Source organism: Bradyrhizobium iriomotense (assembly GCF_018129405.1).
Classification (GTDB): Bacteria; Pseudomonadota; Alphaproteobacteria; order Rhizobiales; family Xanthobacteraceae; genus Bradyrhizobium; species Bradyrhizobium iriomotense_B.
The window spans coordinates 229235-241721 of record NZ_JAFCLP010000011.1 but is presented as its reverse complement, the minus strand read 5'-3'; the positions used below and the strand labels follow the sequence as shown (position 1 = coordinate 241721).

At 65.2% G+C, this 12487-nt stretch carries 14 protein-coding genes; 11 read left to right on the top strand and 3 right to left on the bottom strand.

Annotated features, from left to right (window positions below):
* Together JQ592_RS23055 and JQ592_RS23050 are read left to right on the top strand one after the other, a co-directional pair.
* Positions 1-185 (top strand): hypothetical protein (locus JQ592_RS23055; protein ID WP_211405077.1); only part of this gene is annotated, 185 nt, incomplete at its 5' end.
* A gap of 328 nt (positions 186-513) precedes the next feature.
* Entirely contained in the window at positions 514-753 is a 240-nt protein-coding gene (locus JQ592_RS23050; protein WP_246820606.1) for a hypothetical protein, read from the top strand.
* Between the two features lie 99 nt (positions 754-852).
* Here JQ592_RS23050 and JQ592_RS23045 read toward each other — a convergent pair whose 3' ends face one another.
* Complete coding sequence (locus JQ592_RS23045) at positions 853-1086, bottom strand: hypothetical protein (protein WP_211405076.1); 234 nt, start codon at positions 1084-1086, stop codon at positions 853-855.
* 144 nt (positions 1087-1230) lie between these two features.
* Between JQ592_RS23045 and JQ592_RS23040 the strand changes: the two genes are divergently transcribed.
* Positions 1231-2523, top strand: a complete 1293-nt coding sequence (locus tag JQ592_RS23040; RefSeq protein ID WP_211405075.1) for a c-type cytochrome — start codon at positions 1231-1233, stop codon at positions 2521-2523.
* 14 nt (positions 2524-2537) lie between these two features.
* Here JQ592_RS23040 and JQ592_RS23035 read toward each other — a convergent pair whose 3' ends face one another.
* On the bottom strand, positions 2538-2831 hold the full coding sequence (locus JQ592_RS23035) for a hypothetical protein (protein WP_246820605.1): 294 nt from the start codon (positions 2829-2831) through the stop codon (positions 2538-2540).
* A gap of 4 nt (positions 2832-2835) precedes the next feature.
* Complete coding sequence (locus JQ592_RS23030) at positions 2836-4806, bottom strand: 4Fe-4S binding protein (protein ID WP_211405074.1); 1971 nt, start codon at positions 4804-4806, stop codon at positions 2836-2838.
* Positions 4807-4957: 151 nt separating this feature from the next.
* Between JQ592_RS23030 and JQ592_RS23025 the strand changes: the two genes are divergently transcribed.
* From JQ592_RS23025 to JQ592_RS22990, 8 genes are all read left to right on the top strand, one after another.
* A complete protein-coding gene (locus JQ592_RS23025) occupies positions 4958-5713 on the top strand; it encodes a biotin/lipoate--protein ligase family protein (protein ID WP_246820604.1) in 756 nt (251 codons plus the stop codon).
* Positions 5710-6249, top strand: coding sequence for a DUF6505 family protein (locus tag JQ592_RS23020; RefSeq protein ID WP_211405073.1), 540 nt, complete (start codon positions 5710-5712; stop codon positions 6247-6249). Before JQ592_RS23025 ends, JQ592_RS23020 begins: the two co-directional genes overlap by 4 nt.
* Positions 6246-7253 (top strand): DUF6352 family protein, encoded by a 1008-nt coding sequence (locus tag JQ592_RS23015; RefSeq protein ID WP_211405072.1) that lies wholly within the window; start codon positions 6246-6248, stop codon positions 7251-7253. Before JQ592_RS23020 ends, JQ592_RS23015 begins: the two co-directional genes overlap by 4 nt.
* Positions 7250-7765, top strand: coding sequence for a DUF3305 domain-containing protein (locus JQ592_RS23010; protein WP_211405071.1), 516 nt, complete (start codon positions 7250-7252; stop codon positions 7763-7765). The genes JQ592_RS23015 and JQ592_RS23010 overlap by 4 nt, the downstream gene beginning before the upstream one ends.
* On the top strand, positions 7762-8388 hold the full coding sequence (locus tag JQ592_RS23005; RefSeq protein WP_211405070.1) for a DUF3306 domain-containing protein: 627 nt from the start codon (positions 7762-7764) through the stop codon (positions 8386-8388). Before JQ592_RS23010 ends, JQ592_RS23005 begins: the two co-directional genes overlap by 4 nt.
* Before the next feature lie 121 nt (positions 8389-8509).
* On the top strand, positions 8510-9289 hold the full coding sequence (locus tag JQ592_RS23000; protein ID WP_211405069.1) for a molecular chaperone TorD family protein: 780 nt from the start codon (positions 8510-8512) through the stop codon (positions 9287-9289).
* Between the two features lie 29 nt (positions 9290-9318).
* Positions 9319-9537, top strand: a complete 219-nt coding sequence (locus tag JQ592_RS22995; RefSeq protein ID WP_211405068.1) for a twin-arginine translocation signal domain-containing protein — start codon at positions 9319-9321, stop codon at positions 9535-9537.
* A 2-nt stretch (positions 9538-9539) separates the two neighbouring features.
* Complete coding sequence (locus tag JQ592_RS22990) at positions 9540-12482, top strand: formate dehydrogenase subunit alpha (protein ID WP_211405067.1); 2943 nt, start codon at positions 9540-9542, stop codon at positions 12480-12482.
* Positions 12483-12487 lie beyond the last annotated feature (5 nt).

Sequence of the window (12487 nt, the reverse complement as noted above, 5' to 3'; positions counted from 1 at the left end):
AGGGCCGGGAAAACTGCGGCGAAATGGCGGGCCGCGCGTACGGCAAAACCGTGTGGTCCTGGCCGTCGTTGCTACGGTCAAGCTCTTGCGGATGCGGCAGTCGCGTCAACCGGCGCGGCGCCGGTGAATTTCGCTGGGGCGAGGGAGGCCAGAAGGAATTCGGCTCCCAGGAGAGCGCGGCATAAGCCGTCCGACCATCGCGCAGGGAAGGCCGAGTGATTGGCTCCACCTGTATGCTGCTGTGCGGTTCTTTTGCGCTACCTTTCGCGCAGCGGACCGCGGGTGCCAGCTGGGCACCCGGCCTTCCCTGCGCCCTCCTGGCTAGAGAGGGTGGAGCGACGAAGCAAAGCTCGGGCGACATCAGCCGCGAGAATGCAGAGCTGCGTCAGGCGAGCGCGGTGCAACCGCCCCAGCGACGATCAAGAGAACGAGAGATGTGAGGGATCTCACATGGGGATCTCGAGTCCTGCACTAGTCAGAGCTTCGACTCTCCTCGAACCAACGGAGGTTCGCATGAAATTCCTGATGATCTCTGCCTTGGCGGTGCTGACAGTCGTCGTGGCCGCGACGAATATGCTGCGGATCGCATCCGCTACCGGCGAGCCGCACATCGGGGATGCCTCCGGTGCAGGAGATGCAAAGGCAGGCGCAACAGCGCGGACTTCCGGTTCAAGATTTCGCAGATCGATCTCTTGTGTTTCCCGGGGGCACGCAGCAGTAGCGAGAATCCTGCTGTCGCGTCTCGACCAATAGCGATCGAGCTGGGACGTCCTGCACGGCCCGCATGTCTTTGAACAGCCCGCCATGCGGCTGGTCGAGTCGCAAGGGCCCGCAATTGCTGCGCGCGCGGCCTCAAGGACTCAAGAAAATCGGGTTGATCCCGTTGGGAACGCCGGGCAGCTCCAGGGATGGAAGCCGGTGGACGTCGACTTCGAGCACAATCAGGAGCGTCGCTAACACGACGACGATGTAGATGAGCAGTGGCGATGCGCCTTGCGTGTCGGGATCGCGATTTCGCGGCGGCAGCGCGAGAGAGTGCCACAACCGCCAGATGAATTGCAGGTAGGCTTTCGGGCGCAGCTGCATATTCTGCCTCGGTCCATGAGGCGCCATTGGCTAGACTGCGACCACGTTGATCGCCATTCAAGGCGCCGCTTGTCGCACCTGGAACCGGATACGAGCTGCGCTCGTTGAGCTGGATCAAAGGGGGGCGCTTTTGCCCAAAGACCAATGTCGACGTGCCTGCGTCTTGCCGCCGTCCTCCTGACGGCATCGCTACTTCTCACGCTGCGGCCCGCGCAGGCGCAATTGGCGGGGCACGGCGGGCCTGTCCGCGCCATCGCCGTTTCGGTCGATGGCAAGACAGTCTTGTCGGGCAGTTTCGACACTGCGGCCATCCGATGGTCCCTGGCAACCGAGTCCGCCGAGCAGGTTCTTCGCTTCCATTCGGGTGCGGTGAACGCGGCTGCCTTCCTCGGAGACGGACGCATGGCGACGGCTGGTGCGGACGGCCAGATTGCCATCTGGATGCCGCGCCGGCCGCAACCGGACCAGGTTGTCGAAGGTCATACGGGACCCATTGTCGGGCTCGCCGTCTCTCCCGATACATCGAAGCTCGCATCGGCCTCGTGGGACCACACCGTACGGATCTCATCGCTCTCCGACGGCGGAACGCGCGTGCTGCAGGGCCACTCGCAAGCTGTGAACGGCGTGGCCTTTGCTCCCGATGGACAATCGCTGGTCAGCGTCGGTTACGACCTGACAGTGCGGATCTGGCCCTTGCCGGGCGGCAGCCCCGAGACCATTGCGATGCCGGCACCGCTGAACGTCGTAGCCATCGCGCCTGATGGCGAAATCGTCACCGGCGCGGCAGACGGCAAGCTGCGCATGATGACGGCCGATGGCAGGCAGACCGGCGAGGTCATGGTCGCCGCCAGGCCGATCGTAGCCCTGGCGATCTCGCAAGACGGCGCTTTGCTTGCCACGGGGGCCATCGACGGCACAGTCGCGATCATCGATCGCAAGGCAAGGAGCGTGATACGCACGCTCGCCGGGCCTGGCGCGCCGATCTGGTCGGTCGCGTTCCTGCCCGATGGCGCGACGCTGCTGACCGGCGGCGCTGACGGCAAGATCAGGCGCTGGGATGCGCTGACGGGCGCGGCGATCGGGTCGAACGTGCTGGGCACGCCGGCGGATCCGCTCGCGGCCTATGCCGGCGATCACGGCGCCGAAATCTTCAGGGCCTGCGTGGCCTGCCATACCTTGTCGGAAACCGAGGTCCAGCGTGCCGGGCCGACGCTCGCGGGACTGTTCGGCCGGAAGATCGCCTCGCTGCCGGGTTATCGCTTCTCCGACGCGCTCAAGGCGATGGATATCGTCTGGACGCCGGAGACCGTCTCAAGACTGTTCGAGATCGGGCCGAACGCCTACACGCCCGGCACCAAGATGCCGGAGCAGCACATCGGTTCGGCCGAGGATCGCCGCGCGCTCACGGACTTTCTGGCGCGTGCGACGTCGAAATAGCCGGCAACAACGCTCTAATAGGCCGGCCATTGCTCCACGGGAATATCGGTCAGCTCCGGCTTCTCCACGAGCATACGAGCGACGTCGATGCTGGGATGCTCCTTGAGCGCCGTCACGACACACTGGTTGACGTATTTCCGGCGTGACAGCCACTTGATCTTCTTGCCCTTTGCCTCGGCCTTGCAGGCGACGATCGCCTGTTTGAGCGCGACCTTTTCCGCCTTGGTGAGGGCGGCGGCCTCGGCGGCCGTGCCGGCGGAAACCGTGATGGCAAGGCACGTCGAAAGACCCATCATGAAACGAGGCATGCGGCTAGTCCTTGTTCTCGCGTTGACGCAGATAGTCGTCCGTCGTCCGTGGGGGCGCGCGTTCCGGAATGTCCTGGATCGGATCGAACTGCTGTTCGCTCATGACGATGACGCGACAATCTGCGCACATCCGCAAGGCCTCGGTCCGGCGGTCCCCGGCGGGATACATCCAATGGCGCCCCTCGAGCTTGGTCGCGATCCGATCGATCGTGCTCTTGACGCCGAAGGGCGTGCCGCAGCGAACGCACAGCGCCGGCTCTTCCTCCTTGATCACCCGTGCCGGCGCGCGCCGTGCCCGGAAGTCGATCTGCGGGGTGAGCGTGATGACCTTCTCGGGACAGGTGCTCTGGCACAGACCGCACTGCACGCAGGCGTCCTCCACGAATTTCAGGACGGGACGCTCGGGATCGGCGCGAAGCGCGCCGGTCGGGCAGGCCGATACGCAGGACAGGCACAGCGTGCAACCGCTGGTGTCAACGGTGACCGCACCGATCGGTGCGCCCGCGGGCAAGGCGATCACGTCGACCGGCCTCGGCGCGAGGCGATGCAATTCGCTCAGGCCAAAGCGAAGCAGATCGCCGCGCTTGCCGACCGTCCGGAAAGTTGCAGGAGTCACGAGGCCGGCGAGGGAACCAATCCCGGTCAGCTGGTCAGCCAGGATGTCGGGATCGTCAGTCTCGATCGTGGTCACGCGGCGGCCGTCAAATCCGAGCCCGGCAAGAATCGTCTCGGCCATGGCGATCGTCTGCAATAATCCGGTCACGCCGTGTCGCGGCTTGGCGCGCAGGAGAAACCGCACGGCTGCCGCGCCATACGCGAACGCGCCGATGACGGCCTCCAGGCCGACCTGCGTCAGCTCGTTGACGGCGAGGGGAAGCACGTTGGCCGGCAATCCGTCGCCATGACGGGCGAGTGCGTCGATCAGCGGCGTGCCATGCCCGCTGTCATGCAGCAGCAGCACCGGATCCGCGCCGCCAGCCTCGCGGTAGGCGAGCAGCATGGCGCGAAGGATCTGCAACTGGGTGTCGGCGGGCGGCAGCGCGTAGGATGCGGCTCCCGTCGGGCAGGCGGCCGCGCATTGCCCGCAACCTGCGCAGACTTCCGCGTTGACGGCGACATGGTCGCCGTCCGGCGTGATCGCGCCGGTCGGGCACAAATCGAGGCAGCGATGGCATCCGGTCAGCTTCGAGCGCGAATGCGCGCAGAGGCTGGGGGTGAAGTCGACATATCTCGGCTTGTCGAAACGTCCGACGAGGTCGCGCGCGGCAAGCACCGCACGCAGCACTGCCGCGGGATCTTTCGGATCCGCACGGAGATAGCCGTCCCGCAGGTCGTGCGCAGGGAACAGCGGCGCATCGCCGGAGAGGTCGAGCACGAGATCGCAGCGCGACGTCGCCCCGTTGCGCTGGGCTCCGAACACGAAGCGGTCGCGCGAAGACGGGCGCGGCTGCGCGTAGCCGTCGATCGTGAGCTCGAACGCGCCGAAATGTCCCCGCGCGTTGCGGATCGTGCCCTTCACGATCGGGAACACGGCCGCGGCAGGCGGCGTAACGTCTGCCGGCGGCTCGAGCATGACCGTCACATCGAGATGATCGGCGAGCAGCCGCCCGGCTTCGATCGCGGCCTCGTCCCGCCCATAGACCAGGATGATGCCGTCACTCGACAAGGTGACCAGCGGATAGTCCGGTGCGGGAATATCGGCCGCCGCAAGCAACGCCGCCATCTTCGCGCCCGCATTCGCGCCGTCGCGCGACCAGCCGGCCGTCTCGCGGATGTTGACGAAGCTGATCCCGCCAGGGCGTTCGCCGATTTCACCGGCGAACTGCGCAGCCTGCTGCGTGCAGGCAACCGTCAGCGGGCCATCCGACTTTGCCGCGTTGCGGAAATGATCGAGCTCCGCGCCGCAGAGATGGCGAAAGCTGCTGATCTCGCAATTGGGGCATCCGCGCCGGATCGTGGCCACGTCAAGGCGCATCGTGTCTTCACACGAGCAGATCAGGACGGTTTTCGCTGGCTGCTTCAGGTCAATCCCTCCGCCAGTGCGGCGCCGACTTGCGGACTCGCGCCATTCCCGCACCTCGTATAGATATTCACTATTGGGAAGAAAAGGAAAGTGGAGGACGGCCTTGCGGTCGACCCCAACCAGCCACGTTTCCCTGGCGGAGCCGATCCAGCTGCCGCCGCCTTTCACGCTCGTCCGGTTGCGTGAGAGCAGGGACGCCTTTGCCGACGCTTGCCGCATTGCACCCAAGAGCGGCGCCGGCACGCTGGTGTATGTCGGGCGGTTCGATCTCGCCGAATTCGCCGTGGTGCTCGAGCCGGGCGAGCCCTTGCGCACCGCGCGGCGCGCCTTCTACGCCGGCATGGTCGCGCTCACCGACGCTCTTCGTGCCTACGCGCCGCCGAACAAGACCGTCGCGATCGGCTGGCCCGACGCCGTCGAGATCGATGGCGGGCTGGTCGGCGGTGCGCGCATGGGATGGCCGTCGTCCGCGCGCGAGGACGAGCCGCCCGCCTGGCTGGTGTTCGGCGCCATGATCCGGACGGTCGCAATGGCCGAGCAGGGGCCCGGCGTCCATCCGCTCGCGTCCGCGCTGGATGAGGAGGGGTTCGGCGAAGCGGGCGCCGCAGAGGTGACCGAGAGCTTCGCACGGCACCTGATGCGGGTGATCGATAGTTGGCAGGTCGACGGCTTTGACAGCGTCGCGCGCGACTATCTCAGCCGGGTTCCCCGCGAGCGGCGGACCGTCCTGCGGATCGACGAGAGCGGCGATCTCCTCACGCGCCGCGTCGGCACCGACAGGGTCGAGCGGAGCGAGCTCGTCAAGGCGCTCGCCACCCCGTCCTGGCTCGATCCGAAACTCGGGGGACCGCGGCTATGAAACTGCTGCGCACCATCGCGCTCGATCCGTCCGATACCTTCGTGTTCGATGCGGCGGCAGAGCCCGGCGAATGGGCCGTCTCAGGCGCGTTCCGCTTTTGCGACCAGGATCCCGCGACGTTGAGCGGCAAGGCGCGCGCAGCGTTTCGCAGCGGCTTCCTGGGGGTGCAATCCTGGGGTTGGTCGACGCTGGCGCAGATTGTGCCGGCAACGGAGAGCGATTGCCGGGCGCTGATCGAGCTCCTTGCCGGCCAGCTCATCGATCGTTTCGGCGCGCCGGATCCGGCAACCGCGCGGACGGCCGCCGAAGAGGAGATTGCCTTTGTGCAGTCGCTCTGCACGCATCCGATCAGTTCGCTCATTGCCGTCCACCGCTCGGTCGGCGACGGCGAAGTCCGCGAGTCGTTCCGCAGGCTGCAACTGCGGCAAGGGCAGGGGCACAGCAAGGCGTTCTCGTTCATGGAAGCCGAGGATGACGTCGAACCCGACGGCAATGTCAGGCTTGCCGATATGAGTCAGGAGTCGCAGCACCGATGAACGATTTCTGGATCGCTTGCGGCCATCATCTGCTCGATCGCAATGAGAGCGGCGGGCTTTGCGTCACCGACGAGTTCCTGAAGGCCTATTTTGTCCGTCCCGAGCTAATTCCGCCGGACGAAGCATGCCCGGTCGAGCGGCGGCTGCACCGCGCGCTGCTCGCCGCTCCTCGGCGGCAGGTCGGCGCTGACGAGGTCGCAGCGATTGTCGATGCGGACGCCCGTGAGAACTGGCGGCTCGTGCTTGCCTTTCGCGATCTCCTCGTGCGGCACCCGACGCTCGAGGCCGCCTATCTTGCAACCGTCCGGTCGCGCGCTAATGATTTGCCGCCGCTGTTCGTCAATCAGCTCGTGCATGTGATCCTGCGCAATGCGCTCGATGGCTGCGATGATCCCTTCGTGCTGCGCGCCGCCGAGCTGTTCTTCCGCCCGCAGCGCGTCCTGCCGCATGAACAGGCCTTGCTGCTCGGAGATGAAGAAGTTGTCGGTGGGCAGAGCCCGACCCCGGTGCTGTCGCTGATGTCGATGCTGGGGGCAGTGACCGATGCCCAGCTCGACGTCCTGAGCGAGCACAATGCCGACGACTATTGGCATCGAAGCGACGATTTCGACATGGCGTTCGACCTCACCGCAGGGGGCCGCGGGCCGAGGGCGCTGGCGCAGGCGATGACGCGCTGGATCTCCCATCTGCTCGGGATCGACGTCGGCATTGAGCCGCTGCGCGAATTGCGTGATGCGCGGCTCACCTGGTATGTCGGGCTCGACGCCGATGCGACCGGGCTGGGCGACCGTCTCTGGCATGGGGAGCAGCTCGATGACCGCAGCGCCGGCCGTGTGCTTTCATTGTTCCGCCTGACGTTTGCGGACAAGAGTGCGGCCGCAGACGAGATGCAGGGCGAGCCGATCTATCTCATTCTGTCGATGAATTCCGATCAGAAGCTCCGTATGAAGCCGCAGAACTTGCTGACGGGGTTGCCGATCAAACATCTGGAGATGGTGACATGAGCCCGGCTGCGCTGCCGCTGGTGCGTATTCCCGTCGGCATCGTGGTCGAGCGGCACAAGGCGGACTCGCCATGGATCGACTTTGTCTGGCGCGCTGTCGCCGTGCTGCCGGACGAGCCGGACACAAAGTCCTGGACGGTGCTCCGTCAAGAGGGAGGCGGGACACTGTTTTATGCCGGCAGCGCTATGGTCGATCTCTACAGTTCCGAGACGGCGCGCTATCGCGACAATCTCACTTCGGGGAGTCCGAGCATCTGGACAGTGTTGTCGCCTGCGGAAGGCGCCTGGCCCTATTCGGTGGCTGCCGCCACCGCCGATCCTGCGGAAGGCGAAGCCTTCACGGAGGCCGCTGACAATCTGGTCGAGGCCGTTCCCATGCCGGACGTGCTGCGCGAGCAGATTGAAAGCTTCGTTGCCGAACACCACGTCGAACGGGAGTTCTTCAAACGCGAGCGGCGGCAGGCCGATCCGGAGGCGCTGGCGCGCCGGCAGCATGAAGGCGGACACGAATGAGCGAGGATAAGTTCCTGGCGCGCTGGTCCCGGCTCAAGCAGGAGGCAAAGGCGACCGCTGCGCAACCGGATCCGGCAATGCACGACAACCTGCAGCCGGCACCGCCGCCCGCCACGGAAGACGACGACGTGGCGTTCGACCTCTCCAGCCTGCCTTCGATCGACTCGATCACATCGGCGACCGATATCAAGGCGTTCCTGCGCAAGGGGATACCGCAGGAGCTGACGCGTGCGGCGCTTCGTCGCGCCTGGAGCGCTGATCCCACCATACGCGACTTCGTGGGACTTGCCGAAAACGCGTGGGACTTCAACGATCCCTCCGCAATGCCGGGCTTTGGGCCGCTGGATTGTTCGGAAGCAGAACTGGCCGCGTTCGTGGACAGAATTATCGGTGGCATCAGCAAGTCAGCCGAGGCGCTGACCGAGACTCCGGTTGAAGTCGCGGCTTCTGCGCGGGAATTGCGCCCGGTCGAGAGATCAAGTGTCGAGGTCGTCGCCGACGAAGAAGCGCGCCCCGAGTCCGTGCCGGCTCCTGCTGCAACGCAACCAACGATCGTTGAAAACAGCGAAAGCGAGCCAGTGCCGGTTCGGCGTCGCGCGCATGGCGGCGCGCTGCCCCGCTAGGGACTCGACGAAAGACCATAGTCTCAGGCTATGGGAGGCGATTGACCCTCCGCGGAACCGGGACTACGCTTTGCCTAACAAAAACAAAATCAAGCACCTGGGACTTGGATGGGAGGTCCACGTGCGTGATGATGGTCTTGAACGAGCGATTTGCGCCGCCGGCGGCGTTGCCGGGCTTGCGCGCAAAATCGGCATTCGCCAACCCTCCGTTTCGAACTGGACCAAGGTGCCCGCACAACGGGTGATTGCGGTCGAAGCGGCCACCGGCGTATCGCGCAATGATCTGCGGCCTGATCTGTACAGCGAGCCGCCTCTCTCCGAAGAGCCGATCGATCCCGTCGATGCGGCGCGTGCGCAGGAATATCTGCTGCTCGCGACGCTCTTGTCCGCGGCACCGTCAGGGAAGCTGCTCGATCAGCTGACCGCGTTGAGCGGTGATGCGACGCCGCTCGGGCGAGCGCATGCAGCGCTGGCCGCAGCCGCCACCAATGCAGTCCCAGCGAAGGTCGAACGCGAATATTTCGATCTGTTCACAGGTCTCGGCCGCGGCGAGCTCTTGCCCTATGCCTCATACTACCTGACAGGATTTCTCAACGAGCGGCCGTTGTCGCGCCTGCGCGCCGATCTTGCTGCGCTTGGGATCGAGCGCGCCGCGAACAATTCGGAGCCGGAGGATCACGCGGCCATCCTGTGCGAGATCATGGCAGGGTTCGCGGGAGGCCGTTTCGCGGCGACGTCCGACGCGCAGCGCGCCTTCTTCGAGAAGCACATCGCGCCCTGGATGGGGCGGCTGTTTGCCGACATCGAGCGCGCGGAGAGCGCCATCTTCTATCGTGCGGTCGGCGCGCTCGGTCGCGCCTTTGTCGAGATCGAGACGGAAGCATTCACGTTCGCCAACTGACCTGCACCGGCAGGTCCAGGAGAGATGCGATGAGTGAAGACAGAAAGACCACAGTCGGACGCCGCGCCTTCCTGCGCAAGGTCGGCGTCGGCACGGTGGGCGCCGGCGCGACGCTTGCGACACCGCTGGTCGGGTCCGCGCAGGCAGATAGCGAAGCCAGCGATGAGAAGCGCAAGGCGCGCTACAAGGAAACTGATCACGTCAAGGCCTTCTATCGCGTCAATCGTTATCCGGCCAAGGGAGGTTGACCGTGCTGATCAAGCGAACAAACCAGCATTCCCTGCGCCACGGTTCCGTTGCCGAGTCCCTTGCGGGGCAGGCCGGCGGTCTCGACCGCCGCAGCTTCTTGCGCAAATCCGGTCTTGCCGGTGGCGCGCTCGCCGCGCTCGGCACGCTGCCGGTCGGCGGCGTGCGCAAGGCGGAAGCGGCGGTGGCAGGTCCCCTCACCGCAGGCGCGACCGTGCGCAAGAGCATCTGCACGCATTGCTCGGTTGGGTGCACGGTCACGGCCGAGGTCTTGAACGGGGTATGGATCGGCCAGGAGCCGAGTTGGGATTCGCCGATCAATCGCGGTTCGCATTGCGCCAAGGGCGCCTCCGTGCGTGAGCTCGTGCACAGCGAGCGGCGGCTGCGCTATCCGATGAAGCTGGTGGGTGGCCAGTGGACCCGCGTCTCCTGGGATACCGCGATCAACGAGATTGGAGACAAGCTTCAGGCCGTACGCGAGAAGTCGGGCCCTGACTCCGTCTATTGGCTCGGCTCGGCCAAGATGACCAACGAAGGCGCCTACCTGTTCCGCAAGCTCGGCGCATTCTGGGGAACCAACAACACCGATCACCAGGCCCGCATCTGCCATTCGACCACCGTCACCGGCGTCGCCAACACCTGGGGCTACGGCGCGATGACCAACAGCTACAATGACATCCGCAACGCGAAGACGCAGATGATCTTGGGCGGCAATCCGGCAGAGGCGCATCCGGTCTCGCTGCAGCACCTGCTCGAGGGGAAGGAGCTGCAGAAGGCCAACTTCATCGTCATCGACCCGCGCCTGACGCGCACCGCCGCGCACGCGACCGAATATGTGCGGATGCGGCCGGGCACCGACATCCCCATACTCTACGGCATGATGTGGCATATCCTCCAGAACGGCTGGGAGGACAAGGAGTTCATCCGGCAGCGGGTCTACGGGTTCGATGATCTCCGCAAGGAAGTGGAAAAGTGGAATCCGGAAGAGGTCGAGCGCGTCACCGGCATTCCCGGCGAGCAGCTCAAGCGCGTCGCCAGGATGTTTGCTACTGAAAAGCCGGCCACGCTGATCTGGGCCATGGGCCAGACCCAGAAGACCGTCGGTACCGCCAATGTGCGCGCCAGCTGCATCCTGCTGCTGATGACCGGCAATGTCGGCGGAGAGGGCAAGGGAGCCAACATCTTCCGTGGCCACGACAACGTGCAGGGCGCGACCGACGTCGGGCTCGATATCGTCACGCTGCCGTTCTACTACGGCCTCGCCGAGGGCGCCTGGAAGCATTGGTCGCGGGTTTGGGAGGTCGACTATGACTTCCTGAAGTCGCGCTTCGACTCCAAGCAGATCATGGAAACGCCGGGCATCCCGCTGACCCGCTGGTTCGAAGCGGCGACGCTGCCGAAGGATCAGGTCGCGCAGAAGGACAATGTTAGGGCGGTGTTCGTGCAGGGACACGCCTCCAACAGCATCACCCGCATTCCTGAATCCCTCAACGGTCTGAAGGCACTCGATCTGCTCGTCATCGCCGACCCGCATCCGACGACCTGGGCCTCGCTGGCCGTCGAAGCGGGGCGCAAGGATGGCGTCTACATTCTGCCGGTCGCCACGCAATTCGAGTGCAAGGGCTCGCGCGTCGCCTCCAACCGCTCGCTGCAATGGGGCGAGCAGATCGTGAAGCCGATCTTCGAGTCCAAGGATGATCTCGAAATCATCTATCTGATGGCGAAGAAGCTCGGCGTCGCCGACCAGATGTTCAAGAAAATCAAGGTCGAGAATAATCTTCCCGAAGCAGAGGACGTCCTGCGCGAGATGAACCGCGGCAGCTGGTCGACCGGCTATTGCGGGCAATCGCCCGAGCGCCTCAAGGCGCACATGAAGAACCAGGCCAAGTTCGACATGCTGACGATGCGCGCGCCGAAGGACGATCCCGAGGTCGGCGGCGATTATTACGGCCTGCCTTGGCCGTGTTGGGGATCGCCGGAGGTCAAGCATCCCGGCACGCCGCTGCTCTACAATACCAATCTGCACGTGATGGATGGCGGCGGCACGTTCCGGCCGCGGTTCGGCGTCGAGCGCGAGGAGAAGCTGCCGGACGGCACGACCCGCAAGGTGAGCCTGCTCGCGGATGGCTCGTACTCGCTGGGGTCGGGCATCCAGGACGGCTATCCGGAATTTACGCTCGCGAGCTTGAAGAAGCTCGGCTGGGACACCGAGCTCACCGAAGCGGAAATGGCCGTGATCAACAAGGTCAACCCGGCCACTCCGGACGCGGTGTCGTGGGCGCTCGACCTGTCGGGCGGCATCCAGCGCGTCGCGCTGGCGCACGGCTGCGTTCCCTATGGCAACGGCAAGGCGCGCATGCATGCCTTCGGCTTGCCCGATCCCATCCCGGTTCACCGCGAGCCGATCTACACGCCGCGCGTCGATCTCGTCGCCAAATACCCGACGCTGCCCGACGCCAAGCAGTTCCGGATGCCCAATATCGGCTTCTCCGTGCAGAAGGCTGCGGTGGAGAAGGGAATTGCAAAACAGTTCCCGCTTATCCTGTCGTCCGGCCGGCTGGTCGAATATGAGGGCGGCGGCGAGGAGACCCGGACCAACCCGTGGCTCGCCGAATTGCAGCAGGACATGTTCATCGAGATCAACCCTGCCGACGCCGCCGAGCGCGGCGTCAAGGACGGCGGCTGGGTCTGGGTCACGGGAGCCGAGAACAATTCCCGGGCCAGAATGAAGGCGCTCGTCACCGAGCGCGTCGGAAAGGGCGTTGCCTGGATGCCCTTCCACTTCGGTGGCTGGCTTGCCGGCAAGGACCTTCGCGGCAACTACCCCAAGGGTACCGATCCGATCGTGCTCGGTGAAAGCGCCAACACGATCACCACCTACGGATACGATCCCGCGACGAACATGCAGGAGGCCAAGGTCACTCTCTGCCAGATCGCGGCGGCATAAGGAGC